The sequence below is a fragment of the Halovulum sp. GXIMD14793 genome (assembly GCF_054457435.1).
The window spans coordinates 1-25,851 of the sequence record NZ_JBTLNE010000019.1 but is presented as its reverse complement, the minus strand read 5'-3'; the positions used below and the strand labels follow the sequence as shown (position 1 = coordinate 25,851).

Sequence of the window (25,851 nt, the reverse complement as noted above, 5' to 3'; positions counted from 1 at the left end):
GCCTGTTGTGACAATGACCCAGGGTGGCGTGGGCAACTCGCTTGCTTTGCCCTGTTGGTCTGGGTATCAGGCATTTTATCAGATGCGGGTGTCCAATGCGGTCTGTTGTCATCTTACTGGTCTTGCTGTTCGCAGGGTGTAGTCCCCGCGGGGAATTGATCTTTGCCAAGGCCATACCCGGCACGCATATCCAGCCGGTCCATACCGTCGATGCGCGCAATCCGTTGTTAGGCAACAATGCCTTTGGCGCAGAGCGTGCGCTGACCCTGCGATATTCCCGGATTGATGTATCCATTCCGCCCAGCCATGAACCCGGCAATATCGAGTGGGCTCGCAATCGCCCGCTGCCCGCAAAGCACTTTGCCGCAGTGGGGCAGGCTGATTTTGATGGCCCTGCAAGCTTCCTCAGATCGGTGGCTGGGGCGGATACCGATGGCCTGAAAGAAACGATCCTCTTCGTTCACGGCTATAACACTACCCATGGCGAGGCGGTCTATGAACTGGCCCAGATGGCCAAGGATTTCGAGGTGACCGCGCCGGTTGTTTTGTTCTCGTGGCAGTCGGCAGGTGATGTGCGCGGCTATGTCTATGATCGCGACAGCACCCTGTTTGCCCGCGATGATCTGGAACAGGTTCTGCGCGATCTGACCGGGCAGGGGCGCAAGGTTTTTCTGGTCGGGCATTCGATGGGCAGTTCGCTGATCATGGAAACTCTGCGCCAGATCGCGGTCTCCGGTGATCGTGCGTTGCTGGACCGTCTGAGCGGCGTCAGCTTTATGGCACCGGATATTGACCCTGATCTGTTCCGCAGACAGGCCTTGCGGATCGGGGAACTGCCGCAGCCTTTCATCATCTTTGTTGCGGAAAAGGATGAAGTTCTGGGCATCTCGGCTTTCCTCACCGGGCGCCGGAATCGTTTGGGCACAATCACTAATCCCGAGGATCTGGGCGGTTTGCCCGTCATCCTGATCGACCTGACCCGGTTTGCTGAGGACAGCAAGCTGAACCATAATATCGGCACTCAGTCGAAAGCTGCCATCGCAATGATCCGTAATCTGACGCGTGACAATGTCATACGCGCCTCGCCACGCCCCAATTTCCCGGCAGTGCAGTGACCGCCTTTGCGCTCGCGGGCACGATAAGGCGCAGAGTGATTTGGGGTTAGCTTGTTGGCGACGGACCACAGGCATGCGGCGCATTAGAACTGGCTGGCACGACATTGAAGGAAACGCGATATAGCATTCATCGCCTTCCATCGCTTCGAATGTCCAGACGCCCGGCACCATCTCGTAGCCGTAGTCAAAGCTGAACAGGCGGTCTACGCCGTCGGTGCCGACAAAGTTAGAGGCGTCAATCTCGACCGTTGTCTTGTCTTCGTTCAGGAAGGGTGGGTGCGTGATCCTTGTGGTTGCGGCCGCAACGTCAGAGGGGTCGGCCAACTGCACATAGATGCCAAACGTGTTATCGGGACGCAGCTCGATCACTCGCGAATCGCTGATTAGCGCCGGTCTGCCATCATAGGGGTCTGTATATCCCGCAGATGTCCCGGGCGCTGCCCTGCGGTTGACCGAAAAGGTCGGGCAGTATTGACCGACCTCAAGATATCCAACCCGCGGTGAAGTGTAATCATCCTCCGCCGCTAGCGCGGTGGAGACCGCAGCGGCGATCATAACTAACGCTGTTAATAGCTCACGCATCCGGGACCCATCCTTCCGGGGCCATCTCGAGCCCCTCAAATCTAAACCCGGGTGAGACAGTACAGCCGACCAGTGTCCAGCCTGCCTGCGCCTCAGCCGATTGCCAGTGCCCGGCGGGCACGATGATCTGCGGGCGGGCACCGTTGGTCAGATCGGGGCCAAGGATCGCTTCGGTCACCGGGCCCTGATCCGTTGCGGCCTGCAGCAGCCGCAGGGGTGCGCCAGCGTGAAAATGCCAGATCTCCGCCGCATCGACCCTGTGCCAGTGCGACCGTTCCCCTGCCTTCAGCAGATAGTAGATCGATGTGCCGGTTGGTCGGTCACCGTCGCTCTCCGCAATCCATGTCTGCTTATACCAGCCGCCCTCGGGATGTGGCTGCAGGTCCAGCATGTCGATGATATCTTGCGGGGTCACGGGATCAGCCTTTAAGGACGGTTTCGCCAGCGTAAATCGAGTTCTCGCCCAGCTCTTCCTCGATCCGGATCAACTGGTTGTATTTGGCCATCCGGTCAGATCGGGACAGCGACCCGGTTTTGATCTGCCCGCAATTGGTCGCGACGGCCAGATCGGCGATGGTTGCATCCTCGGTCTCGCCTGAGCGGTGCGACATCACGCAGGTAAAGCGCGCGCGATGCGCCATATCGACGGCTTGCAAGGTCTCGGTCAGGCTGCCGATCTGGTTGACCTTGACCAGCAGAGAATTGGCGCAGCCCCTAGCGATGCCATCCGACAGACGCGTGGTGTTGGTCACGAACAGATCGTCGCCGACCAGTTGGCATGTCGCGCCGATCCGGTCGGTCAGGGCCTTCCAGCCGTCCCAGTCATCTTCGTGCATGCCATCCTCGATGGAGATGATCGGATAGTTTCCGACCAGCCCGGCCAGGTAGTCAGCGTTCTCAGATGAACTCAGCTTGCGGCCTTCGCCCTTCATGTCATAGACGCCGTCCGCATAATATTCCGACGCGGCACAATCGAGTGCCAGATACACGTCTTGTCCCGGCGCATAGCTTGCCTTTTCAATCGACTTCATAATGAAATCGAGCGCGTCCGTGGTGGAGTTCAGGTTCGGCGCAAAGCCGCCCTCATCCCCGACAGCGGTGTTATGGCCTGCGGCGGAGAGTTCCTTCTTAAGGGTATGAAACACCTCCGCCCCGACGCGGATCGCTTCGCGCATGGAGCCTGCGGCGACCGGCATGATCATGAATTCCTGAATGTCGATCGGGTTGTCGGCATGTTCGCCGCCATTGATGATGTTCATCATCGGAACCGGTAGGACGCGGGCCGAGGTGCCGCCGACATAGCGGTAAAGCGGCATGCCCAGACTGTCCGCTGCCGCTTTGGACGCGGCCAGCGATACGCCCAGGATCGCATTGGCCCCAAGCCGCCCCTTGTTTGGCGTACCGTCCAGCGAGATCATTTCCGCATCAATGCCGACCTGATCGGTGCAGTCAAAGCCGATGATCGCATCGGCAATCTCGGTATTCACGGCCTCGATGGCTTTCTGCACGCCCTTGCCCAGATACCGCGACGCGTCGCCATCGCGCAGCTCCACCGCCTCATGCGCGCCGGTCGATGCACCCGACGGCACTGCCGCCCGCCCGACAGAGCCGTCATCCAGCAGCACATCCACCTCAACGGTCGGATTGCCCCGACTGTCAAGGATTTCCCGGGCGGTGATATCGATGATCGAACTCATGGCTGCTTTCCCTTTCACGCTGCTGGATATTACTGGCTTTGTAGCCAAGCTGGCGGTATGGGGGAACAGGTAATTGATGCGTCAATGCGGTCGCACAACCTCACACCGATACAAGCTGAACTGTTTCGCCATGCCTGCCTCGCGCAGTGCGGCGGCTAAACGTTCGGATACAAAGAACGCATAGCGAAAATTTGGGTTCGCCCATAGGTCAGCCCCGTCCAGAGCGCGTACATGCACCGCATAGTCATCGTCTCGTGGCGATAACTGCATTCTCCAACGATCAGGTACATCCTGGCCAAATTTGTCGATCAACTCGGGACGCTTTGAAGCCTCAGGCAGCAACGCATCCTTCTATGAATCGAAATTCAGAAAGAAATGCCGGTTTCCAACCTGGGTCTGCCGGTCATTCTGAAAAACCTTGACCTCGCAAAGCTTGGTTCCACCAAGATCAAACTGTCGTAAGATCTCAGCGCAGGGTTCGGAAATGCACAAGAAGCCGCTTGCAGAGAATATATGCTGAGAATCTCCAATATTGTCTTCTGCATGCTCTGCGTAGATTTCTTTTGGGAAAAATTCGCACGAAGCAGGTCGCATTTGTTTGTGCTCTCTTAATACCGTCAGAGTCCGCTCTTTTTTTGTATCCGGCAGATCAAACCAGTAGCCTTTCATAAGTTGAACATCCGAAATCGCATCGCTTACCCAAATCGCGTTTTCAGACATCAAATACTCCCTCGGCATTGTCACAACAGATCCGGTGCACGGCCCAGCCGGTTGGCCAGTGGGGCGATGGTCAGGCCCTGGATGATGATGGAGAAGACGACGACGATATAGGTCGTGGTCAGGATGACGGGTTTCCATTCACTCTCGGGGAGGGACAGGGCCAGTGCGACAGAGATGCCGCCTTTCAGGCCGCCCCAAGTCATGATGGGGATGACGTCGCGTGGGATGGTCTGGAAAGGTCTCAGCATCAGGATCGGTACGGCCACTGCCACCAGTCTGGCGACCAGCGCCAGCGCAATGGCCATCGCACCCGTTGTCAGGGCGTCGGTGCTGAAAGCGATGGCGAAAACCTCAGCCCCGATCAGCAGGAACAAAACGGCGTTGAGAATCTCGTCTATCAGCTTCCAGAAGGCGTTTAGGTATTCGCGGGTCTGCGCAGTCATGCCGTGTTTCATGCCGACATCGCCGATCAAAAGGCCGGCAACCACCGCCATGATCGGGCCGGAGACATGCAGGTAAACCGCCAGTTCATAGCCGCCAAAGGCCAGACCGAGAGAAATCAGAACCTCCAGCGAATAGTCGTCGATCCGGCGCATCACCCGAAAGGTCAGCCATCCCAGCACGGCCCCCAGCAGCGCGCCGCCGACAGCCTCCTGCACGAAAAGTTGCAGGGCGGCCATCACGCCTGTGCCGTGGTGATCACCGGTAGGAAAGGCCAGACCAACAAGGATCAGAAAGACCACATAGCCCACACCGTCATTGAACAGACTTTCGCCAGCGATCTTGGTTTCCAGCGTCTTGCGCAGGTCCGCCTCGCGCAGCACGCCCAGGACCGCGACAGGATCGGTGGGTGAGATCAGCACGCCAAAGACCAGCGCGATCATTATCGGCGTGCCGGTCAACCAGCTGAAGCCGACACCTGCGATCACCGTGGACAAGGCGACGCCGATGGTGGCCATCAGGGCAACCACCCACGCCTCGGCCTTCAGGTCGGAGATTTTCACATGCAGCGCACCTGCAAACAGCAGCAGGCCCAGCATCCCCTCCAGCAGGGCTTCGGAAAAGTCGAGATCGCTAACAAAGCCTTGCACCTCTTGGCGTAAGGTGAGGGTCGGAAACATGTAATCCAGCCCGATCAGCGCCATAGAGGCGATCAGGGCGACCACCAGAATGCCGATGGCTGAGGGCAGTTTCAGGAACAGGTAGTTGATGGCCCCAAAGGCCCCGGCAAGGACAATCAGAAGTGCGGTGATCTGAAGAATGGTCATTGGGGCCTGCTTGCTTTACCGGATACGCTCGGTGTTCAGCGATTCAGTGAATCTGTAGGTGCGCATCCCGGAGCATTTATCGCGTCAATACATGTTTCAAGCTGGCTAAAGTACTTGATGAGGATGCTTTCAGCAGAAATCTCTTCTTGCTGAGCCTGGGCCAGAAACGCTCTGGCTTCGTCGTTGCGATCAGAAAGGGCCATAGCGTAGGCCAGAATTGCCATCAGGAATGGCCGTTCCGCAGAATTGGCACGCTCAAGCTGGGCAGTAACCTCAGTCATAAAAGCATCCTGCAGCGTGCGGTTAGCCCTAAAATTCGATGTCTCGTGCCAGAAGAGACCCAATGTGACACTGAACCCCTCCTCGGTGCCCAACTGTCCCAGGTGCCGGGCAACTTCATAGGCGCGATGCCATGGGGAAAGCGCTTGCAGCTCCGCATATCGGTCCGTGGTGACAAAGGTTTCCAGCTTCGCGATTTGGTCGTCGTTGAACTTGCTATAAAGCGGCAGCCCGTTGGACGGGCAGACCGGAAGGTGCGTTACGAAATCACAGCTGGTGATCCGGCGAAGGGTCATATAGATGCCCATATTTGAACAACTGGTCGTTCCGACGACTTTGAACTCTTCACCCCCGACTGGGCAGGTTTCAGTGGCAACGGTCGGCTGTCCGGCGGTGGCAATCGACGCCCAGATCAGGCTGGTGGAAATTGCAAAAAGACGAAATCGCACGGGCTGAGTCCTTTCCCTTTTGGGACAGTATGAGGGCATAGTGTTGCATCAAATGCCGCAAACGAAAACACCATCTGACCGGTGCATTTTAGCGCGAGGTTTTTTCTGCCGATTTCGCGGCATCCCAAAGCATATCCATTTCTGTCAGGTCTGCTTCTGTTGGGGTTTTGCCCTTCGCCCTTAGCGCGGCTTCAATGAATGCGAAGCGCCGGATAAACTTGGCATTGGTCCGGCGCAGTGCAGCCTCGGGGTCGATGTTCAGGTGCCGTGCCAGGTTCGCTGCGACAAACAGGAAATCGCCGAATTCGTCTTCGATGGCATCCGTATCGGTGCTGGCCTTCGCCTCGACCAGTTCGCGGGCTTCTTCCTGCAGTTTGTCCAGGACCTGATCAGTGCTGGGCCAGTCAAAACCGACCCGTGCAGCCTGGTTTTGCAGTTTCAGCGCGCGTGTCAGGGCGGGCAGGCCGGCGGCAACGCCGTCCAGCACCGCGGCAGGTGCGTCCGTGGCGCGCTCGGCGGCCTTGATCTTTTCCCAATCCTCGGTCTGTTGTGCGGCGGTCTTGTCGCGGCTTTCGTCGCCAAAGACATGCGGATGGCGATGCAGCATCTTGTCGGAAATCGCCTCTGCTACATCGTCAAAGGTGAAAAGCCCGTCCTCTGCCGCCATCTGGGTGTGATAGACCACTTGCAGCAACAGATCGCCCAACTCGCCCTTCAATTCGTCCATCGCCCCGCGTTCGATGGCATCGGCGACCTCATAGGCCTCTTCGATCGTGTAGGGCGCGATGGAGACGAAATCCTGCTCGATGTCCCAGGGGCACCCGGATTGCGGATCGCGCAACCGGCGCATGATTTCCAGAAGGCGGGGCAATCCGCCACCCTTGCGGTAAACGATGTCATCTGTCATGTCCGCGACCATAGCCGCGATGCCGCGTGTTGCAATTTGATATTGCAGAGCCCGCGCACATAAGGTCGGATAGCCCGACCAAACAGGAGAGCCAAAGATGCCCGTAATCAACCGTATCGCCGAATATTATGACGAGATGAAGGGCTGGCGCCAGCATCTGCATGCGAACCCGGAACTGCTTTACGATACGGTGGAAACGGCGGCCTTTGTGGTCAAGCAGCTGGAAGCCTTTGGTGTTGATCAGATCGAAACCGGGATTGGCCGTGTCGGTGTTGTAGGCATAATCAAGGGGCAGGGGGATGGCTCGGTGATTGGGTTGCGTGCCGATATGGATGCGCTACCGATCCAGGAGGTGCGCGATCTGCCCTATAAGTCGAAGAACGAAGGTAAGATGCATGCCTGCGGCCATGACGGGCATACCACGATGTTGTTGGGGGCGGCCAAGTATCTGGCGGAAACGCGGAACTTTGCCGGGTCTGTTGCGCTGATCTTCCAACCGGCTGAAGAAGGCGGCGGCGGTGCGCGTGAGATGTGCCAAGATGGGCTGATGGATCGGTTCGGCATTGCGCAGGTCTATGGGTTGCATAACTGGCCCGGTCTGGCCGAGGGAGAGATTTCCATGAACCCCGGGGCCACGATGGCGGCGGCGGATCAGTTCGATATCGTGATCAAAGGGTATGGCGCGCATGCGGCGTTTCCCCAACTGTCGATTGACCCGATCGTGATCGGGACCCAGATCGTGCAGGCGCTGCAGAGCATCGTGTCGCGCAATGCTGATCCGATGGAAGCGGCGGTCGTCTCGGTCACGCAGTTCCACGCTGGGTCTGCCTATAACGTCATTCCCGAAGATGCGCGTTTGACGGGAACCGTGCGGGCGCTGTCCGAAGACGTGCGCAAGATGATCCAGCACCGTATCGGCGAGATCGCCCCGGCGATTGCCGAGGGTTTTGGCGGCACGGCTGAGGTGGATTATCGCCCGGGCTATCCGGTTACTGTAAATGATGCTGATGCAGTGGCATTTGCGGCCGGTGTGGCCGCAGATGTCGTAGGAGAGGCCAAGGCCTCAACCGATTGGCGGCCGCAGATGGGGGCCGAGGATTTTTCCTTTATGCTGAATGAACGTCCGGGTGCCTATGTGTTTTTGGGGCAGGGTGATACGGCTGGGCTGCATCACCCGGAATATGACTTCAACGATGACATCGCCCCGATTGGTGCGTCCTATTTTGCTCGTCTGGTTGAGCGCGCTCAACCCATCATGCGCTGAAGGTGGCCAAGGTGGGTTAAAACCCACCCTACTGGCGCTTACCCTGTAGGGTGGGTTTTAACCCACCCTTGCTTCTAGAATATGAAGTCCGAAGCTTCGAATGCGTTTGTCAGGTTGTTCTCGACAGTGAATGTAACGTCAACGACGCCATCGCCATTGTGATCAACCTGAACCTCTACATCATCGCCGATATCGACAACACGGACCTCACTTGCCCCTGAGCCGGAAAAGCTGCCCTGACCGACAAAGTCGGCACTGCCGCCTGTCAGCACATGAAGATTTATGCGGTCACCTTCTGCCCGGTCAAAATCCGTGATCACTCCGCCATTTCCGGTACCTTGATCATAACCGGTGAAGGCAAAAGTGTCGGCACCGGATCCACCCTCCATTGTATCGAAACCAGCACCGCCATGCAGGTAGTCGTTTCCATCATCGCCGCGGAGCGTGTCATTGCCCGATTCACCGTCCAGCGTGTCGCGACTTGATCCACCGGAAAGCAGGTCGTTACCGGAACCGCCCTTGAGTTGATCTATGCCACTGCCACCATAAAGCTCGTCATTCCCGGCATCACCAAACAGCAGGTCATTGCCGCCGCCGCCCATTGCGATATCATTGCCGCTCTCGCCGTGGAACTCGTCCCCGCCGGCGCTGCCGCGGAAAACGTCGTTATAGTAGGTGCCGGAAAACCGCTCGATTCCGGTAAAGGTTGCAGCCTCCCCGCCCGCAAAATAGTTGGCGCGACCGGCGCTGACGTCGATTTCCACAGCCTGGCGTCCAACAAAGTTCAAAAGATCGATACCGCTGCCACCATCGACAAAGTTGTTCAGGCCCTCGACATAGATCGCATCATTGTCGGCGCCGCCATAGATCTTGTCCGTGCCTGTGCCGCCATAAAGAGTGTCATTGCCCGCGCCGCCGTAAATGAAGTCGTTGTCCCCTTCGCCCCGGATACGGTCATTACCTGCACCACCGACAAGAACGTCATCGCCAACCCAACCGCGCAGTTCATCATTGCCCGCGCCTCCGGTGACCAGATCATTGCCGTCCCCGGCATATATTTCGTCGTTCCCGTTGTCACCGTTCAGGATATCGTGGCCGGAGGTGCCCCAGATGCGATCATTCCCGTCGCCGCCATAAACCAGGCCGCTTAGCGCACCGATCAGGAATATGGTGTCATTGCCGCCATTCCCCCAGACCTTCGGTCGCCCCTGTGTCAAAAAAAACTCGTCTGCATCGTTAGTTCCATAGTAGTTAGGCATAACCAAGTCCTCCCTTCGGTTTGAGACTGAAAGTCAGTCGAATAGCGGTTTAGGATGGTTCAATTTTTGTGCGAAGTGCTGGTCGAAATTTTAATCAAGGACGATAGAAGTTAGCAGCGCTCATCCCGGACCGTGTTTCAGGCCTGTGAAAAGGTTCTTGATGTCATCAATGCCCACCGATTTATGCAAGGGTTTGTGCAGAGGATTTTCCGTGTTCAAACAGGCTTTCGACTTCGCCCGGCGGGGCCATGTGAAAGTAGAGCGTTATGCGAAGAAATGTCTCGTTCCACCCGTGAAAACCCCTGAGCGGCTCACTGTCCGTTTGATTGCGATAGATCCGGCTGTCGGCATGAGACCGCCAGTCTGATCCTGCTGCTCAGCTATGGCTCAGGCAGGTTTGCCACCAAGCGCTTGTTCCAGATCAGAGATCAGGTCGTTGACATCCTCGACCCCAACCGAGAGCCGCAGCAGGTCGTCAGGCACCTCAGACTGTGGACCTTCGATGGGTTTTCGGTGCTCGATCAGGCTTTCGACGCCGCCCAGCGACGTGGCTGGCACAAAGACACGGCAGGCGCGTACGGTTTGGGCCGCCGCGTCAAAACCACCCGTCAGGCGCAGTGACATCATGCCGCCGAATCCTCCGATCATCTGTTTGGCTGCAATGTTGTGACCGGGATGCGTGGGCAGACCGGGGTACAACACACTGGCAATCTTGGGATGGGTTTCGAAATGCCGGGCGATGGCCAGGGCATTTTCCGAAGCGCGTTCATAGCGCAGAAACAATGTGCGTATCCCGCGGATCAGCAACCATGCTTCAAAGGCGCTGAGCACGCCGCCTAGCATATAGCGAACCGATTTGATTTCCTGGGCCAGATCGTCGTCCTTGCGCAGGCTGAGGACGCCCGCAGTCAGGTCAGAATGGCCACCAAGGTATTTGGTTGCGGAATGAAAGGCGATATCCGCGCCAAGGCCAAGGGCTGTACTGGTGCAGGGCGGGGCGGTCGTACAGTCGACCGCAAGCAAAGCGCCCGCCTGATGGGCAAGGTCGGCCGCAGCGGTGATGTCGACCACATCCCAGGTTGGATTGACCGGCGTTTCGATCCAGACGATGCGGGTTTTCCCGGGGCGTATCGCGTCTTTCAGCGTCTCTGGCTGGCTTGTATCGAACAGCGACAGCTCAATTCCATGCCGTTCCACTTTGCGGCGCAGCCAGGCGAGGCCCCCGTGATACATGACCTTTTGCGCAACGACGTGATCGCCGGGACGCAAAGTCTCCATCAACGCGACCAATGCAGCCATACCGGATGCGAACATGAAGCTTTGCGCCGCCCCGTCCAGCGATGCCATCACCGCCTCGGCATGTTCTACGGTTGGGCCGCCATCACGTCCATAGATATAGGCCTGGCGAGGGGCATAGTCGTGATCACGGGCGAATGTTGAGGCGAGTTCGATACCCGGAACAACGGCACCAGTGCGCTCATCAATCAGACGCAGGGCCTGGGCAGCGCGCGTCGACGGCGAAACATCGTTTTTTCGGCCCATGGGACTCTCGGATTTATGGCAGGTCAACGGACGCGAAACCATCGCAGCCGTCAAGTGGTTATGCGCGGCTGTGTCAAACAGCACTCTTGTGAATTCCTGCACCTTTTGCTCTAAATTGGTCCGCAACATTGGCGGGACCTCAAAAGCGGGCTCGCTTCACAGGGAGATATATCTATGAAGACGTTTACGGCAGCACTTGCCCTGGCCTGCACTGCGTTCACAGCGCCGGTTCTGGCGAATTGTGACGAGGGTGAGATCGTTATCAAATTCAGTCACGTTACGAACAGCGACAAGCATCCCAAAGGGATCGCTGCAAGCCTGCTGGCAGAGCGGGTGAATACCGAGATGAACGGCAAGGCCTGTATGGAGGTCTATCCGAACTCGACCCTTTATACGGACGAGAAGGTTCTTGAAGCTTTGCTGCAGGGCGATGTTCAGATGGCAGCCCCGTCGCTGTCGCTGTTCGAACCGATCACCAAGCAGTTCCGTCTGTTCGATCTGCCGTTTATGTTCAAAAATATCGACGCCGTTGATGCATTCCAGGCGTCTGAAACAGGTCAGGCCATGCTGACATCAATGACCCGGCGCGGCGTACTGGGCCTGGCATACTGGCACAATGGCATGAAGCAGATTTCGGCCAACAAGCCGCTGGAAATGCCAGGCGATGCGGATGGGCTAAAATTCCGCGTGCAGCCGTCGGATGTTCTTGTTGCCCAGATGAACGTGCTGGGCGCGACCGCGCAGCCAATGGCCTTTGCCGAGGTTTATGGTGCGCTGCAGACTGGCGTTGTTGATGGACAGGAAAATACCTGGTCGAATATCTACGGCCAGAAGTTCTTTGAGGTTCAGGACGGCATCACCGAGACCAACCACGGGATCATCGACTACATGGTCGTGACCTCGGTTGATTGGTGGGACGAACTTGATGCGGATGTTCGCGATCAACTCCAAACAATTCTGATGGAAGTGACCTCAACCCGCAACGGCGAGTCGACCAAAGTCAATGAAAGCGCAAAGCAGTCGGTCATTGATGCTGGCGGTGTGGTTCGCCAGCTGAGCGCCGAACAGCGTGCTGCCTGGGTCGAAGCGATGAAGCCCGTATGGGACCAGTTCGCCGAAGAAGTCGGCCAAGAGAACATTGACGCCGCACAGGCGATCAACGACTCGATGTAAGCGACCCCCAAAAGCTATCACCACCTCCGGGCCAGTGTGTCCGGGGGTGCAACTTTAACTGGTCAGGGAGGGTAATCTCGTGTCTGGCAGCAAATACGAGCCTAAAGGTGCCTTCGCCCGGTTTGTTCACGCATTCGAAGAAACGCTGATCGCCGCACTTCTGGGGCTAATGGTCCTACTGACCTTCAGCAACGTGATCCTGCGCTACGTTTTCAACTCTCTGAACATCTGGAGCCTGGAGGTCGTTCTTATTCTGTTTTCCTGGCTGGTCCTTTTCGGGATCGCTTATGGTTTCAAGATCACCAGCCATCTGGGCGTCGATGCGATTTTGAACCTGTTGTCAAAACGCGGCCGCTACATCATGGGGATTTTGGCGGCAGTCCTGACACTGGCCTATGCCTTGTTGCTTTTGAAAGGCGCTTGGGACTATTGGGCGCCATTCGCGGGCCTTCAGGAAACAACCGGGCGCTGGTTCCCGACCGGGTTTGACCCGGACACAAGGGACCGAGCCTTTTTTGAAACTGACCAGGTGCCGATGCTGCCGTTCTTGCGTTGGTTGGAAGATGCCATCAACCAAGGCGAAGCCTATTCCAAACTGCCGCGCGTTATACCTTATGTGATCCTGCCGGTGGCGGCGCTGCTCATGCTTTGGCGCGTGACCGAGGCGACAGTCCGGATATTTCGGGGCACGCAAGACAGCCTGATCGTCAGCCACGAAGCCGAAGATGCGGTGGAAGACGTCGCCAAGCAGAACGAGGCCTGATCAATGGAAGTCGTATTCCTTTTTGCCCTTGTGATCGGGCTTTTGTTCGTTGGCGTTCCGATTGCGGTGTCGCTGGGTCTGTCATCCATGGTGTTTCTGCTGCTGTTTTCGGAGACCTCGCTCGCCTCGATCGCGCAGTCTCTTTATAACGGGATGGCTGGGCACGCGACGCTGCTGGCGATCCCATACTTCATTCTTGCCTCATGCTTCATGTCCACCGGTGGTGTGGCGCGCAGGATCATTCGGTTCTCGGTCGCCTGTGTAGGGCACCTTCGGGGCGGCCTGGCGATCGCCGGTGTGCTGGCTTGCATGATGTTTGCTGCTTTGTCGGGGTCCTCTCCGGCCACGGTCGTTGCCATTGGGTCGATCGTCATCGCGGCGATGAAACAGTCTGGTTATACAAAGGAATTCGCGGCGGGCGTTATCTGTAACGCGGGCACGCTCGGGATTCTGATCCCGCCCTCTATTGTCATGGTTGTCTATGCCTCTGCGACGGACGTTTCCGTTGGCCGGATGTTCCTTGCAGGCGTGATCCCGGGCCTGATGGCGGGCCTGATGCTGATGATCGCGATCTATGTGATGGCACGGCTGCGCAACATGCCCAAGGGTGAATGGCAGGGCTGGGAGGAGGTCTTCGCCTCGGGGCGAGAAGCGCTTTGGGGCTTGTTGCTGATCGTCGTTATTATGGTCGGGATTTATGGCATTCCGGGTGTAACGCCCGCGATTTTCACCCCGACCGAGGCTGCTGCTGTCGCTGCCGTCTATGCCTTTCTTGTCGCTAGCTTTATCTATCGTGATATGGGGCCGCTGGCAGCAGAGGACGGACCGGTGCCACTGCGCAGCAAGCCCCATGCGCTGCTAACGGCGTTTTGGCATAAAGATACGCGTCAAACGCTTTTAGATGCAGGTAAATTGACGATCACGCTGATGTTTATCATCGCGAACGCCCTGATCCTGAAACACGTACTGACCGACGAACAGATCCCGCAGCAGATCGCCGGTGCGATGCTGGATGCCGGGTTTGGCAAGATAATGTTCCTTGTGATCGTCAATGTGATTCTGTTGATCGGCGGTCAGTTCATGGAGCCTTCGGGCCTGATCATTATCGTCGCGCCGTTGGTTTTCCCAATCGCGATCGATCTTGGCATAGACCCGATCCATCTGGGCATCATCATGGTGGTGAACATGGAACTGGGCATGATCACGCCGCCAGTTGGTCTGAATCTGTTCGTCACCTCGGGCGTTGCGGGGATGTCGATGATGGCCGTTGTGCGCGCAGCCCTGCCATTCCTGTTGGTGCTGTTCGTCTTCCTGATCCTGATCACCTATGTCCCGATACTATCCACCTGGCTGCCCACGCTGATGATGGGGCCCGAGGTCATCGTGCGCTGACGATCAGTCCTGTCCGCGATAGGGCTCTACATATTGCAGGGCCATATCCCAGGGGAAGAAAATCCAGGTGTCCTGGCTGACCTCGGTAATGAAGGTATCCACCATCGGGCGGCCTTTGGGCTTGGCATAAACGGTGGCACAATGAGCGTTGGGATAAAGGCGGCGGACCAGTTCCAGGGTCCGCCCGCTGTCAACCAGATCATCGACGATCAGGATGCCGGTCCCATCACCCATCAGATCCGCATCGGGTGATTTTAGCACCTGCGCCTCGGACTGGTTCTGGTGATCGTAAGATTTCACACTGATCGTATCGACCGTGCGGATGTCCAGCTCACGGGCAACGATCATGGCCGGGGCCATGCCGCCACGGGTGATGGCCACAACAGCGCGCCACCCGCCACCTGCACCGGGGCCGTCATTTTCCAGCCGCCAGGCCAGCGCACGCGCATCGCGATGCATCTGATCCCACGATACGTGGAACCCTTTTTCATGTGGCAGGCGATCAGTCATTCGGTCCTCCTTCAGCCGGTTCGGGTCCGGTCGGGTGTTTGTCGTTTTTTGCAGGCTGCAGCCCGGTGTCCCGCAATTCCATACAGCCAGGGGGCCGTGTTTGCCAATGCTTTGGGACTGTTCCGTCGAGGCGAGTTCTGGCTTAGGTTGGTTCTATGTTGCGATTCGCGTCCACCCTTTTCACACTGCTGGTTCTTGCCGGTCTGGCTGTGATCCTCTTCCCCGAGCTGCGATGGTGGGACCAGACCCGCCCGCCACGCGATATTGCTGAGATAAGGGCGCGGCAGGCGCCCCTGCTGCGAGCAGCGCTGGCGCAGGATAATCTTGAATATGGTTCGCCGGTGTTTATCCGGATCTTCAAGGAAGAGGCCGAACTTGAGCTTTGGGTCAAAGACGGGTCCGCCTATCGCTTGTTCCGCAGCTATCCGATCTGTGCCTATTCCGGTGATCTGGGGCCGAAGCTGAAAGAAGGGGATCGTCAATCGCCTGAGGGATTTTATCGCGTTAGTGCCGATGCCCTTAATCCGAACTCAAGCTATTACCTGTCGTTCAACCTTGGCTTTCCCAACGCTTTTGACCGCGCGCAAGGGCGCACCGGCAGTTTCCTGATGGTTCATGGCAGCTGCGTCTCTATCGGTTGTTATGCGATGACCGATCCCGTGATCGAAGAGGTCTATGTGCTGGTCGAGGCAACGCTGACTGCCGGGCAACCCCATGTCCCGGTCCACGCCTTTCCTTTTCGGATGACCAAGGCCCGAATGGAGGCCGCAAGCGACCATCAGTGGTTCGGCTTCTGGCAACAACTTGCGCCGATTTATGCGGCCTTCGAGGAAGATTTTCGCGTGCCAGAGGTCGCGTTGCGGGATGGGCGCTATAGTCTTTAGGCTGGAAAGTTCGGTGCCTGCAGTCTATCCAGTGCCAATTCGTGCGGCTTTTTTTTAATGATGACCGGCTGTTGTCCGATCTTCTATTGAATTCCATTCGGACCCAGGAAGGCCCCAATGCTCATCATCGCGGAACGGATGCTTCATATCGTCAACGGCCATGAGCATTCTCAGATCAAAGCGATCCGCTCCTTTATACCGAACGCACCAGTCGAAGTTCTAGCGTCGCGCGCGTTTGACAACGCGGGTCAGTTTGGAGAATTGGTCGTACAGCCCAAGCTTTCAACCAGTGCCGATCTAAAGGAATCACCCGAAACGGCACTGGCCGGCGATGTCTCGGCGCTTGTTGAAACCCTGTTGAGTGCCGACAGCCCGCCGTCCCTTTTGGTGCCATCGGGTAATGTCCATGAAATGCGCGTGGTGCTCGGGGTGGCAGAAAGACTGCCCAACATTCGCATTGCGGCCCGCGTTTTTCGGCCCGATCCGATCGAAAGCTTAGCCAAGGTGGAACTTGATACCTTGCGGGAGTTGACCCGATCTGGACGGGTGTCGCTTCACTCTGAAACGGTTGAAGTCTCAAACTACTTTAAGAAATGCCATGATTTAATCTGCACGGACAATTTACTGCTGCCCTGTTCTATTGATCCGGCCACTGAACGCTTCCGAGAGTGGGCCGCAGAGGCCAGCAAGGATCTGCGTGTCGGCTATCTGGGGATTGCGCGAAAAGAGAAAGGTCGCAAGTCGCTGCATTTGATTGTTGCAGAGTTGGCCCGGCAACTCCGTTCTGCGCCGGGCGGGGATAGGGTCGAACTGATCCTGCAATCCCCGTTTCGTGGCCGTTTCAAGCTGTCTAACTATATCTATTTGCTTCGACTGAAAGCCATCGAAGCCTTTGGTCGCCACAAAGGCCGCCTGAAATTGACATGGTATCAGGGAAACCTGTCACCAGATGCATTTCAGGATATGGTCCATAGCCTGGATGTCTCTTTGTTGCCTTATGACGTGGAACAGTACCGGCATCGGGGGTCAGGGCTTGTTCTGGACAGCGTGTTGGCCGGGGTTCCGATTGTGCATAGCGCAGGCATCGGCATGTCGCGGTTTCTAAGCGAAGGAAATGCGATTGCGGCCTCTGATCCATCAGGTTTTGCGGCTGCTATCCTGCAGATCGGCGCACAACGCGACACACTGGACAGTAACCTGCTGGCTGCGCGCGATGTGCTTCTCGGCGAACTTAAGCGAACGCAGAGTTTTCTGAATGACCTGGTGAATAGCGGTTCGCGTGAAACCTAAGACTGTCAGTCGCTTTTGCGGCCCGAGATAACGTCGATATCGGGCGCATCCTCGGCCTTCATGCCAACGACGTGATAGCCTGCATCGACATGGTGGCACTCGCCGGTCACACCTGCAGACAGATCAGACAGCAGATACATTGCGGATTTGCCGACATCGCCCTGGGTTACGTTCCGACGCAGCGGGGCGTTCAGTTCGTTCCACTTCATGATGTAGCGGAAATCTCCGATGCCCGAGGCCGCCAGCGTCTTGATCGGTCCCGCCGACAGAGAGTTCACCCGGATGCCTTTTGGCCCCAAGTCCATCGCCATATATTTGACGGAGGCCTCAAGCGCCGCCTTCGCAACACCCATGACGTTGTAATGCGGCATGACCTTCTCGGCACCGTAATAGGTAAGGGTCAGCATGGAGCCGCCTTCGCCCATCATCTTCTCGGCGCGCTGGGCGACCGCAGTGAAGGAATAAACCGAGATATTCATCGCCATCTGGAAATTCCCTGGCGATGTGTCGACATAACGACCGCGTAACTCGTTCTTGTCGGCAAAGCCGATGGCGTGAACCAGAAAATCCAGCTGACCCCATTTGTCACGCAATGTGTCGAAAACCGCATCCATCGATGCTGCGTCCGTCACGTCACAAGGAAGCACAACGTCCGAGCCGATTTGATCGGCCAGTGGTTTCACCCGTCGTTCCAACGCCTCCCCCTGATAGGTAAAGGCCAGTTCTGCGCCCTGCTCGTGGCAGGCTTGCGCAATGCCCCAGGCGATGGACTTGTCGTTGGCGACGCCCATGATCAGGCCGCGCTTGCCATTCATCAGTCCCAGAGACATGCCTTCCCCCTTGCGATCGGACTTTTCAGTTCTGTGGGTCTAGGCCATTATCTGCCTCGCATCAAGACGCAGAAGGATGAGAGACATGAGCAACGACCGCAGTGGAATATTCGCCGGGGATGATCCGGTGGGCATCATCAAGGCATGGCTGGCCGAGGCTGAGGCGCAGGAAACGAATGATGCCAATGCGGCCGCGCTGGCCACCGTAGATGCAGATGGCCTGCCGGATGTGCGTGTTGTTCTGGTAAAAGAGATCGGCGCTGATGGCTTTGCGTTTTACACCAATTACAACAGTGCGAAAGCGCAGGAACTGGATGGTGCCGGAAAGGCGGCGATCAACTTTCACTGGAAATCATTGCGCCGTCAGATCAGGGCGCGCGGGATGATCACCCGTGTCGAAGGTGCGCGCGCTGACAGGTATTATAACAGCCGCGCGCTGGCCAGTCGCTTGGGTGCCTTGGCCTCGCAACAATCGCAGGTGCTGGATTCGCGTGCAACGCTTGAGGCGCGTGCTGCAGAAATGGCGGAGACCCATGGCGACGCTCCAGAGCGACCGGCCTTCTGGGGGGGCTACCTGCTAACCCCGCAAGAGATTGAATTCTGGGCCGATGGTGAGCATCGACTGCACGACCGGTTTCGCTGGCGCAGGAATCAACCGGGCGATGATTGGATCATAGAGCGGCTTTATCCATGAGGAGGTTTGTTATCGTGACAACCTGTGGATAACTCTGGGGATAAACAAGCGATTTTCCGCCGACTGTTTCCCGGATTGTTAAAATATTCAGTATTTGAAATGAACCTCGAAAAAAGCACGTGCGTCCGCCGCCTATTTGCGCCAATCTGATCAGGCACCCATTGTGCTGGCTTTGGGTGTGTGTGAACCGAAGGGCCCGATGTCCGGGCCTGATCCGTTTTGTCTAAGTTCCTGATTGCGCGCTGTGTGACTGGCCGCAACCGGGAAGATCACGGACCGGAGCATGCTGGGAGAACTTTTGTGCAGGGCTGGGTTGTACATGATCAAGGGTCAAGTGAAGTGGTTCGACTCCACTAAGGGTTACGGTTTTGTCGTTGTTGACGACACTGAAGGTGATGTTCTGTTGCATGCCAATGTACTGCGGAACTTCGGGCGCAGTTCAGTCGCCGAAGGCGCGACGATCACGATGAAGGTGCAAGGCACCGATCGCGGACGTCAGGCGGTTGAGATTCACGACATCGAAGCCGTTGTCGATAATTCCATAGAAATAGCCGAACAGCCGGAGGAGAAGACCGTTCCGGTTGATGCGCCTATGTTGCCGGCGCGGGTGAAATGGTTCGACAAGGCCAAAGGCTTTGGTTTCGTCAATGCATTTGGCGATCCTGAAGATATTTTCGTCCATATGGAGGTGCTGCGCCTTTTTGGGTTGTCAGACCTGCAGCCTGGCGAAGCGGTTTGCGTGCGCTGTAAGCGCGGCCCGCGTGGCAAAACGGCGGCTGAGGTGCGGTCCTGGGATCACGCCAATCTGGTGACGGCGAACATAACTCAATGACGCGGCAGCTGCTTGCGATAGCGATTGCTTTGTTTGGCGCGGGTGCCGCAATGGCGGAATGTCGGCCTGATCTTGTCGATATCCGCTACGGCAGCGGACAGCTGCAGTTCGAGGTTGAGGTCGTCGATACATTTGAGGGGCGTGCCAAAGGCTTGATGCACCGTGAGCACATGGCGCGCTTTTCCGGCATGTTGTTTGTCTATGAGCGTCCGCAGTCGGTGTCGTTCTGGATGCGCAACACGCTGATCCCGCTGGACATGCTTTTCATTGATGAAACCGGCACGGTGCAAAAGGTCCATGCCAATGCGATACCGTTGGACGAAACACCGATCCCCGGTGGGGACGATATTCTGGAAGTGCTGGAAATCAATGGCGGGCTGGCGGCGCAACTGGGCATCAAGCCAGGGGCAGAGATTAGGCATCCATCGCTGAACTCCGAGATTGCAGCGTGGCCCTGCGGCGACTGAGTCTGTCCGATTTAGTGGTGCCGATTGCCTAACCTTGCGTAATGTCTCATGATCTTTGAATAGCTCGCAAGTTGCACCGGCCTTTTGGCTGGGCTTTTAACAGCGACAAGCACGGGGTGGGGCATGGGAACAAAGCAGCGCTTTGGCAAACATGATGGCAAAGCTGTCGAAGAGGTAACGCTTGATAGCGGTGCTGCGCGGGTCACGGTGATGAATTATGGCTGCGCCATCCGCGACTGGCGGGTAGAGGCGGTCGGGCGCGAGGTTCCATGTGTGTTGGGCTTCGCCGAGTTTGACCACTACCTTAAATTCGGCAAGGCGCATGGCGCGATTTGCGGGCGGGTTGCCAACAGGATCAGCAATGCGGGATTTCGCTTAGGCGGCAAGGACTACAAACTGACTGCCAATGAAGGCACGCATCATCTGCATGGCGGGCCTAAGGGGCTGCACACCCGCGTCTGGGACATGGAGACCGACGGCGATCAGGGGGTTGAGTTCCGTTATCACAGCCCCGAAGGCGAAATGGGCTATCCCGGCGCGGTCGAGTTTCGCGTGACCATGGAATTGACAGGCACGACTCTGGTCATCGAAATGCACGGCAAACCGACCGAGAAGACGCCTATAAATCTGGCGCAGCACAACTATTACAACCTGAATGGCGAAGGCGATGTGCTGGGGCAGGTGCTGCAGGTAGACGCGTCGATGTATACGCCAACCGACGATCAGATGATTCCCCTTGGCGATATGCTGCCTTTGGGCGGGACACACATGGATTTCCGTACTCCGGTTCTGGTCGGAGAGCGGGATCATGGACTGGTCGGGATAGATGCCAATCTTGTGCTGCTGGACGGACATAACCGGGAAAAACCCGTTGCCAGCCTGTGGTCTGAGGATACTGGGCTGGAACTGAAGGTCTGGAGCGATCAGCTGGCGATGCAGGTTTTCAATGCGCCAAAGATGCAGGAAAGCGTGCCTGGGCATGACGGCGTGACCTATGGGCCTTTTGCCGGAATTTGCCTCGAAGCGCAGGGCTTCCCTGATGCGGTCAACAAGGTCGATTGGCCTTCGGTCATCGCCTCGCCCGAGAAACCGTATCATCAACGCCTTGAGCTCGACATCTCGCGGCAGTTTTGACGAATCAAGTTTTGGAGCGGGCCAAGGCCAGTCGCTGATTGTGAGAATCTGGGGCGCTACATCTTGTGGGTAACTTTGAAGATGCCGGTCTGACAGCTCTGTGCGATCCACCAGTGTAAATCTTTGAAAAAATTCGATTTTTTTCCAAAGAGTGTATTCTAGCAGAATTTCTGCTCTGTGGATATTAATGTTCGCTTAACTTCTATTATTCAGCGCTGAAACCACTGGATTTAGTGGCGAAATCACAGTCAACTACAATTTGTGACGGCATTGTGAAAATATTCGTTGACCCAGTGATCCGGCTCGGCCAGTTTGTATGAGCACGGATTGACGAACACCAAATATAGCGTTCATCACCAAATCTGGGCACTCACCGATCTAACGGTTTCGGCAGCTGCCGGGACCCGGCACTGGCAACGACCAGAGCTGAAAACAGCAACGATTCAAGGGCGCAGGTCCAGGGGCGACTATGAAGATTGAACGGAAATTCACCAAAACGAAAACCGGAGCTTACGGCGAGATAGAGTTCCGAAAGACCGCGTCAGAAATCAGAAATCCAGACGGGTCCGTGGTGTTTTCCTGCCCCGACCTTGAGGTGCCCCAAAGCTGGAGCCAGGTGGCTGCAGACGTTCTGGCACAAAAATACTTTCGTAAAGCAGGTGTTCCCGCGGCGCTGAAAAGAGTGCGTGAAAAGGGCGTTCCGAGTTTCCTTTGGCGCTCCGTCGCTGACGACGCTGCATTAGCCGACCTCCCCGTCGAGCAGCGGTACGGCGGCGAGGTCTCGGCCAAGCAAGTCTTTGATCGCTTGGCCGGGGCCTGGGCATATTGGGGTTGGAAAGGTGGATATTTCACCACCGAAGCCGACGCCAAGACCTACTATGACGAAATGCGCTACATGCTGGCCCGCCAGATGGCCGCGCCCAACAGCCCGCAATGGTTCAACACCGGCCTGCACTGGGCATATGGCATCGATGGACCAAGCCAGGGTCATTACTATGTCGACTACAAGACTGGCAAGCTGACCAAATCGGACAGCGCCTATGAGCACCCGCAGCCGCATGCCTGCTTTATCCAGTCGGTCAGCGACGATCTGGTGAATGATGGTGGCATCATGGATCTGTGGACGCGTGAGGCGCGTCTGTTCAAATACGGCTCCGGCACCGGCACCAACTTTTCCAGCCTGCGTGGCGCGAACGAATCCCTGGGTGGCGGCGGCAAATCCTCTGGCCTTATGTCCTTCCTCAAGATCGGCGACCGGGCGGCTGGCGCGATCAAATCGGGTGGCACCACACGGCGGGCGGCCAAGATGGTGATCTGCGATATGGATCACCCGGATATCGAGGAATTCATCAACTGGAAGGTCATCGAAGAGCAGAAAGTCGCCTCGCTGGTCGCTGGATCGAAACTGCATGAACAGCAGCTGAATGCTATCTTTGCCGCGATCTGCAGCTGGGACGGGGCCGAGGCGGATGCCTTTGATCCCAAGACCAACAGCGATCTGAAAGCGGCCATCCGCGCTGCGAAAAAATCCATGATCCCTGAGGCTTACGTCAAGCGCGTGCTGCAATATGCAGAGCAGGGCTTTGCCTCGATCGAATTTCCGACCTATGACACAGACTGGGACAGCGATGCCTATCTGACCGTGTCGGGCCAGAACTCCAACAACTCGGTCCGGGTGACAGATGCCTTCCTTCAGGCCGTCAAGGATGACGCCGATTGGGAACTGATCCGCCGCACCGATGGCGGCGTCGCCAAGACGGTCAAGGCACGCGATCTGTGGGAGCAGATCGGCCACGCAGCATGGGCCTGCGCCGATCCCGGCATCCAGTTTCATGACACCGTGAATGCCTGGCACACCTGCCCGGAAGATGGTGCGATCCGTGGGTCCAACCCGTGCTCTGAATATATGTTCCTAGATGACACGGCCTGTAACCTTGCGTCCATGAACCTGCTGACCTTCCTCAATGGTGGCAAGTTCGACGCCGAAGGCTACGTCCATGCCACGCGTCTGTGGATGATCACGCTGGAAATCTCGGTCCTGATGGCCCAGTTCCCCAGCCCTGCGATTGCCGAACTGTCCTATAAGTTCCGGACCACAGGGCTGGGCTATGCCAATATCGGCGGCCTGCTGATGAATATGGGCCTTGGCTATGACAGCGACGAAGGCCGCGCATTGTGCGGGGCACTGACCGCGATCATGACCGGCGTCTGCTATGCCACCTCTGCCGAGATGGCAAAGGAACTGGGAGCATTCCCCGGCTATGACAAGAACGCCAAGCACATGCTGCGGGTGATGCGCAACCACCGCACCGCCGCTTATGGCAAGACCAAAGGTTACGAAAAGCTGGCGGTCAAGCCGGTGGCGCTGGACCATGAGAACTGCCCGGATCAAAGCCTGTTGGACCTGGCCCACGCCGTCTGGGACGAGGCGCTGACCATGGGCGAGGCACATGGCTACCGCAACGCGCAGGCGACGGTGATTGCGCCCACCGGGACCATCGGTCTGGTAATGGATTGCGACACCACGGGGATCGAACCGGACTTCGCCTTGGTGAAATTCAAGAAGCTCGCCGGTGGTGGCTATTTCAAGATCATCAATCAGTCGGTTCCTGCCGCCTTGGCAAAGCTGGGCTATGGCGAGGCCCAGATCGCCGAGATCGTATCCCACGCGGTCGGCCACGGCACGCTGGGCAATGCGCCGGACATCAACCCGACCAGCCTGATCGGCCATGGCTTTGGCCCTGATGAGATCGCCAAGATCGAAGAAGCGCTGCCAACAGCCTTTGATATCCGCTTCGTCTTCAATCAGTGGACCCTGGGCGAGGAGTTCTGCTCGCAGGTTCTCGGCATTCCGGCGGCGCAACTGAACGATCCGGGCTTCGACCTGCTGCGCCATCTGGGCTACAGCAAGGACCAGATCGACGCGGCCAACAACCACGTTTGCGGCACCATGACGCTGGAAGGCGCGCCGCATCTGAAGGAAGAGCATTACCACGTCTTTGACTGCGCCAATGCCTGCGGCAAAACCGGCAAGCGGTATCTGTCGGTGGACAGCCACATCCGCATGATGGCAGCAGCGCAGAGCTTTATCTCGGGGGCGATCTCCAAAACGATCAACATGCCGAATGAGGCCACGATCGAGGATTGCCTGGCCGCCTATGACCTCAGCTGGTCGCTGGGCACCAAGGCGAACGCGCTGTACCGCGACGGGTCGAAACTCAGCCAGCCTTTGTCGGCCTCTCTGATTGAGGATGATGAGGATCTGGAAGAAACCCTTGCCGAAGCCCCGGACGGGGAGCGCGCGCAGGTTCTTGCGGAAAAGATCATCGAGAAAGTGATCGTGAAAGAGGTCGCCCGGGGCCGCGAAAAGCTGCCTGAGCGCCGCAAGGGCTATACCCAGAAGGCCGTGGTCGGCGGGCACAAGGTTTACCTGCGGACCGGTGAATACCAGAACGGCGAGTTGGGCGAGATCTTCATCGACATGCACAAGGAAGGTGCCGCTTTCCGCGCGATGATGAACAACTTTGCCATCGCGGTGTCCGTGGGCCTGCAATATGGCGTGCCGCTGGAAGAGTTTGTTGAGGCCTTTACCTTCACCCGGTTCGAACCGGCTGGCATGGTGATGGGCAACGACTCGATCAAAAACGCGACTTCCATTCTGGATTACGTGTTCCGCGAACTGGCGGTCAGCTATCTCGACCGTACCGATCTGGCGCATGTAAAGCCCGAGGGAGAGCGGTTTGATGAGATCGGCCGCGGCGAGGAAGAGGGCGTATCAAATGTCCGTCCTGTCGAGGAGGAGGTGGCGCAAAGCTCCATCAACATGATCCGTCAGGTCAGCTCCACCGGCTATCTGCGCAAGCGTTTGCCGCAGGAATTGATGGTTCTGCAGGGCGGGGCGACCGCTGCGCTGGATACGGGCGTGGAAACCGCCGCAGTTACAACGGTCGAGGCGGTCACAGCCACGGTGATGGATGAGCGGGCCAAGGCAAAAATGCAGGGCTACGAAGGCGACCCGTGCGGCGAGTGTGGCAACTTCACCCTGGTGCGCAACGGCACCTGCATGAAGTGCAACACCTGCGGGGCGACCAGCGGATGTAGCTAAAGGGATGCCCGGATGACCGGGCAACGCGTTCAGGCCGCAGGCAATAAACCGAGCGGTAAACTATAAGAGCCTGAAATTGCGAGAACTTGGGGGATGGTTCGCCATCCCCCTTTTTTATGCATGCTCCGCCAACAGCTAACAGAGACAAATGCGACGCCTGACCTGCGCGGAGCAAAGGCCGCAGGCCGCCGCGCATCGCCGAGCCGTCCCGTCGGCACGGCGATTGGGTTGGTCTTGGCGCGTCGAATGGGTGGTGCGCGCCGGTGGCTGGGATAAAGCAAAAAGAATGGCCACCAGATCGCCGCGCTACGGCTCGTCGCTGCACGGCTTGCACTCGGTGGCGCGTTTCGGCGATGAAGTCGGCTTCTTCCGGGTCATCCGGGGGGGCGAAGCTTAAAACTTAGGTCGTGCCAAACTAGGCAGCGTACCCACAAAGGGCTTTATACTCCCAATGACTTGTGATTTTTTTCGCGCCAAACAAGCGGCGGGAGTAGTCACATGGCGCGATCAGACATGAGCGATTTGGAATGGGCATTCATCAAAGCGGTTCTGCCGAACAAGAGCCGCGGCAAAAACCGTGTGGATGACCGGCGCGTCATCAATGGCATCTTCTATGTCCTGCGCACGGGCATCCCGTGGCGGGATTTGCCCGAGCAATACGGCCCCTACACGACGATCTGCAACCGCTTCAACCG

The 25,851-nt window shown here is 57.4% G+C and carries 23 protein-coding genes; 13 read left to right on the top strand and 10 right to left on the bottom strand.

The window, feature by feature from the left end:
* The first annotated feature begins 95 nt into the window (after positions 1 to 95).
* A complete protein-coding gene (locus ACW9UQ_RS07125; protein ID WP_458930317.1) occupies positions 96 to 1,115 on the top strand; it encodes an alpha/beta hydrolase in 1,020 nt (339 codons plus the stop codon).
* 574 nt (positions 1,116 to 1,689) lie between these two features.
* Here ACW9UQ_RS07125 and ACW9UQ_RS07120 read toward each other — a convergent pair.
* The 6 genes from ACW9UQ_RS07120 to mazG form a co-directional block, all read right to left on the bottom strand.
* A complete protein-coding gene (locus ACW9UQ_RS07120; RefSeq protein WP_458930316.1) occupies positions 1,690 to 2,112 on the bottom strand; it encodes a cupin domain-containing protein in 423 nt (140 codons plus the stop codon).
* A 4-nt stretch (positions 2,113 to 2,116) separates the two neighbouring features.
* Positions 2,117 to 3,394: a phosphopyruvate hydratase gene (gene eno, locus ACW9UQ_RS07115; RefSeq protein WP_458930315.1), complete on the bottom strand. Its 1,278-nt coding sequence runs from the start codon at positions 3,392 to 3,394 to the stop codon at positions 2,117 to 2,119.
* Positions 3,395 to 3,745: 351 nt separating this feature from the next.
* The gene (locus ACW9UQ_RS07110; RefSeq protein ID WP_458930314.1) at positions 3,746 to 4,114 is read right to left on the bottom strand and encodes a hypothetical protein; all 369 of its coding nucleotides are present in this window, start codon (positions 4,112 to 4,114) and stop codon (positions 3,746 to 3,748) included.
* A gap of 20 nt (positions 4,115 to 4,134) precedes the next feature.
* Complete coding sequence (locus ACW9UQ_RS07105) at positions 4,135 to 5,382, bottom strand: cation:proton antiporter (protein ID WP_458930313.1); 1,248 nt, start codon at positions 5,380 to 5,382, stop codon at positions 4,135 to 4,137.
* A 35-nt stretch (positions 5,383 to 5,417) separates the two neighbouring features.
* Complete coding sequence (locus ACW9UQ_RS07100) at positions 5,418 to 5,957, bottom strand: hypothetical protein (RefSeq protein ID WP_458930312.1); 540 nt, start codon at positions 5,955 to 5,957, stop codon at positions 5,418 to 5,420.
* Between the two features lie 241 nt (positions 5,958 to 6,198).
* Entirely contained in the window at positions 6,199 to 7,017 is an 819-nt protein-coding gene (mazG, locus tag ACW9UQ_RS07095; protein ID WP_458930311.1) for a nucleoside triphosphate pyrophosphohydrolase, read from the bottom strand.
* 97 nt (positions 7,018 to 7,114) lie between these two features.
* Here mazG and ACW9UQ_RS07090 point away from each other — a divergent pair, with 97 nt between their 5' ends.
* Positions 7,115 to 8,281, top strand: coding sequence for a M20 aminoacylase family protein (locus tag ACW9UQ_RS07090; protein ID WP_458930310.1), 1,167 nt, complete (start codon positions 7,115 to 7,117; stop codon positions 8,279 to 8,281).
* Positions 8,282 to 8,355: 74 nt separating this feature from the next.
* Here the strand turns inward: ACW9UQ_RS07090 and ACW9UQ_RS07085 are convergent, their stop codons facing one another.
* Positions 8,356 to 9,540 (bottom strand): calcium-binding protein, encoded by a 1,185-nt coding sequence (locus ACW9UQ_RS07085; protein ID WP_458930309.1) that lies wholly within the window; start codon positions 9,538 to 9,540, stop codon positions 8,356 to 8,358.
* Between the two features lie 387 nt (positions 9,541 to 9,927).
* A complete protein-coding gene (locus ACW9UQ_RS07080) occupies positions 9,928 to 11,082 on the bottom strand; it encodes a trans-sulfuration enzyme family protein (protein WP_458930308.1) in 1,155 nt (384 codons plus the stop codon).
* 174 nt (positions 11,083 to 11,256) lie between these two features.
* Between ACW9UQ_RS07080 and ACW9UQ_RS07075 the strand changes: the two genes are divergently transcribed.
* The 3 genes from ACW9UQ_RS07075 to ACW9UQ_RS07065 all read left to right on the top strand — a co-directional run bounded on the left by ACW9UQ_RS07075 (position 11,257) and on the right by ACW9UQ_RS07065 (position 14,410).
* Positions 11,257 to 12,255 (top strand): DctP family TRAP transporter solute-binding subunit, encoded by a 999-nt coding sequence (locus tag ACW9UQ_RS07075; RefSeq protein ID WP_458930307.1) that lies wholly within the window; start codon positions 11,257 to 11,259, stop codon positions 12,253 to 12,255.
* Between the two features lie 79 nt (positions 12,256 to 12,334).
* Positions 12,335 to 13,018 (top strand): TRAP transporter small permease, encoded by a 684-nt coding sequence (locus ACW9UQ_RS07070; RefSeq protein ID WP_458930306.1) that lies wholly within the window; start codon positions 12,335 to 12,337, stop codon positions 13,016 to 13,018.
* A gap of 3 nt (positions 13,019 to 13,021) precedes the next feature.
* On the top strand, positions 13,022 to 14,410 hold the full coding sequence (locus ACW9UQ_RS07065) for a TRAP transporter large permease (RefSeq protein ID WP_458930305.1): 1,389 nt from the start codon (positions 13,022 to 13,024) through the stop codon (positions 14,408 to 14,410).
* A gap of 3 nt (positions 14,411 to 14,413) precedes the next feature.
* Here ACW9UQ_RS07065 and gpt read toward each other — a convergent pair whose 3' ends face one another.
* Entirely contained in the window at positions 14,414 to 14,920 is a 507-nt protein-coding gene (gene gpt, locus ACW9UQ_RS07060) for a xanthine phosphoribosyltransferase (RefSeq protein ID WP_458930304.1), read from the bottom strand.
* 155 nt (positions 14,921 to 15,075) lie between these two features.
* Here gpt and ACW9UQ_RS07055 point away from each other — a divergent pair, with 155 nt between their 5' ends.
* The gene (locus tag ACW9UQ_RS07055) at positions 15,076 to 15,804 is read left to right on the top strand and encodes a L,D-transpeptidase family protein (protein WP_458930303.1); all 729 of its coding nucleotides are present in this window, start codon (positions 15,076 to 15,078) and stop codon (positions 15,802 to 15,804) included.
* Positions 15,805 to 15,921: 117 nt separating this feature from the next.
* On the top strand, positions 15,922 to 17,094 hold the full coding sequence (locus tag ACW9UQ_RS07050) for a glycosyltransferase family protein (protein ID WP_458930302.1): 1,173 nt from the start codon (positions 15,922 to 15,924) through the stop codon (positions 17,092 to 17,094).
* Between the two features lie 5 nt (positions 17,095 to 17,099).
* Here the strand turns inward: ACW9UQ_RS07050 and fabI are convergent, their stop codons facing one another.
* On the bottom strand, positions 17,100 to 17,924 hold the full coding sequence (gene fabI / locus ACW9UQ_RS07045; protein ID WP_458930301.1) for an enoyl-ACP reductase FabI: 825 nt from the start codon (positions 17,922 to 17,924) through the stop codon (positions 17,100 to 17,102).
* An 85-nt stretch (positions 17,925 to 18,009) separates the two neighbouring features.
* Between fabI and pdxH the strand changes: the two genes are divergently transcribed.
* The 6 genes from pdxH to ACW9UQ_RS07015 all read left to right on the top strand — a co-directional run.
* Positions 18,010 to 18,618: a pyridoxamine 5'-phosphate oxidase gene (gene pdxH / locus ACW9UQ_RS07040; RefSeq protein WP_458930300.1), complete on the top strand. Its 609-nt coding sequence runs from the start codon at positions 18,010 to 18,012 to the stop codon at positions 18,616 to 18,618.
* A 283-nt stretch (positions 18,619 to 18,901) separates the two neighbouring features.
* A complete protein-coding gene (locus tag ACW9UQ_RS07035; RefSeq protein WP_458930299.1) occupies positions 18,902 to 19,450 on the top strand; it encodes a cold-shock protein in 549 nt (182 codons plus the stop codon).
* On the top strand, positions 19,447 to 19,917 hold the full coding sequence (locus ACW9UQ_RS07030; RefSeq protein ID WP_458930298.1) for a DUF192 domain-containing protein: 471 nt from the start codon (positions 19,447 to 19,449) through the stop codon (positions 19,915 to 19,917). The genes ACW9UQ_RS07035 and ACW9UQ_RS07030 overlap by 4 nt, the downstream gene beginning before the upstream one ends.
* Positions 19,918 to 20,040: 123 nt before the next feature.
* A complete protein-coding gene (locus tag ACW9UQ_RS07025) occupies positions 20,041 to 21,051 on the top strand; it encodes an aldose epimerase family protein (protein ID WP_458930297.1) in 1,011 nt (336 codons plus the stop codon).
* A gap of 469 nt (positions 21,052 to 21,520) precedes the next feature.
* Positions 21,521 to 25,156 (top strand): vitamin B12-dependent ribonucleotide reductase, encoded by a 3,636-nt coding sequence (locus tag ACW9UQ_RS07020; RefSeq protein ID WP_458930296.1) that lies wholly within the window; start codon positions 21,521 to 21,523, stop codon positions 25,154 to 25,156.
* A 498-nt stretch (positions 25,157 to 25,654) separates the two neighbouring features.
* Positions 25,655 to 25,851, top strand: a 197-nt coding sequence (locus tag ACW9UQ_RS07015) for a transposase (RefSeq protein ID WP_458930295.1), incomplete at its 3' end; no start/stop codon positions are given.

What these genes read in the sequence shown, in the direction of transcription:
- ACW9UQ_RS07125 (WP_458930317.1), top strand. Translation starts at nt 96, where the DNA reads ATGCGGTCTGTTGTCATCTTACTGGTCTTGCTGTTCGCAGGGTGTAGT.
- eno (WP_458930315.1), bottom strand. Translation starts at nt 3,394, where the DNA reads ATGAGTTCGATCATCGATATCACCGCCCGGGAAATCCTTGACAGTCGG.
- ACW9UQ_RS07110 (WP_458930314.1), bottom strand. Translation starts at nt 4,114, where the DNA reads ATGTCTGAAAACGCGATTTGGGTAAGCGATGCGATTTCGGATGTTCAA.
- ACW9UQ_RS07105 (WP_458930313.1), bottom strand. Translation starts at nt 5,382, where the DNA reads ATGACCATTCTTCAGATCACCGCACTTCTGATTGTCCTTGCCGGGGCC.
- ACW9UQ_RS07100 (WP_458930312.1), bottom strand. Translation starts at nt 5,957, where the DNA reads ATGACCCTTCGCCGGATCACCAGCTGTGATTTCGTAACGCACCTTCCG.
- mazG (WP_458930311.1), bottom strand. Translation starts at nt 7,017, where the DNA reads ATGACAGATGACATCGTTTACCGCAAGGGTGGCGGATTGCCCCGCCTT.
- ACW9UQ_RS07090 (WP_458930310.1), top strand. Translation starts at nt 7,115, where the DNA reads ATGCCCGTAATCAACCGTATCGCCGAATATTATGACGAGATGAAGGGC.
- ACW9UQ_RS07085 (WP_458930309.1), bottom strand. Translation starts at nt 9,540, where the DNA reads ATGCCTAACTACTATGGAACTAACGATGCAGACGAGTTTTTTTTGACA.
- ACW9UQ_RS07080 (WP_458930308.1), bottom strand. Translation starts at nt 11,082, where the DNA reads ATGGGCCGAAAAAACGATGTTTCGCCGTCGACGCGCGCTGCCCAGGCC.
- ACW9UQ_RS07075 (WP_458930307.1), top strand. Translation starts at nt 11,257, where the DNA reads ATGAAGACGTTTACGGCAGCACTTGCCCTGGCCTGCACTGCGTTCACA.
- ACW9UQ_RS07065 (WP_458930305.1), top strand. Translation starts at nt 13,022, where the DNA reads ATGGAAGTCGTATTCCTTTTTGCCCTTGTGATCGGGCTTTTGTTCGTT.
- gpt (WP_458930304.1), bottom strand. Translation starts at nt 14,920, where the DNA reads ATGACTGATCGCCTGCCACATGAAAAAGGGTTCCACGTATCGTGGGAT.
- ACW9UQ_RS07055 (WP_458930303.1), top strand. Translation starts at nt 15,076, where the DNA reads ATGTTGCGATTCGCGTCCACCCTTTTCACACTGCTGGTTCTTGCCGGT.
- ACW9UQ_RS07050 (WP_458930302.1), top strand. Translation starts at nt 15,922, where the DNA reads ATGCTCATCATCGCGGAACGGATGCTTCATATCGTCAACGGCCATGAG.
- fabI (WP_458930301.1), bottom strand. Translation starts at nt 17,924, where the DNA reads ATGTCTCTGGGACTGATGAATGGCAAGCGCGGCCTGATCATGGGCGTC.
- pdxH (WP_458930300.1), top strand. Translation starts at nt 18,010, where the DNA reads ATGAGCAACGACCGCAGTGGAATATTCGCCGGGGATGATCCGGTGGGC.
- ACW9UQ_RS07035 (WP_458930299.1), top strand. Translation starts at nt 18,902, where the DNA reads ATGCTGGGAGAACTTTTGTGCAGGGCTGGGTTGTACATGATCAAGGGT.
- ACW9UQ_RS07030 (WP_458930298.1), top strand. Translation starts at nt 19,447, where the DNA reads ATGACGCGGCAGCTGCTTGCGATAGCGATTGCTTTGTTTGGCGCGGGT.
- ACW9UQ_RS07025 (WP_458930297.1), top strand. Translation starts at nt 20,041, where the DNA reads ATGGGAACAAAGCAGCGCTTTGGCAAACATGATGGCAAAGCTGTCGAA.
- ACW9UQ_RS07020 (WP_458930296.1), top strand. Translation starts at nt 21,521, where the DNA reads ATGAAGATTGAACGGAAATTCACCAAAACGAAAACCGGAGCTTACGGC.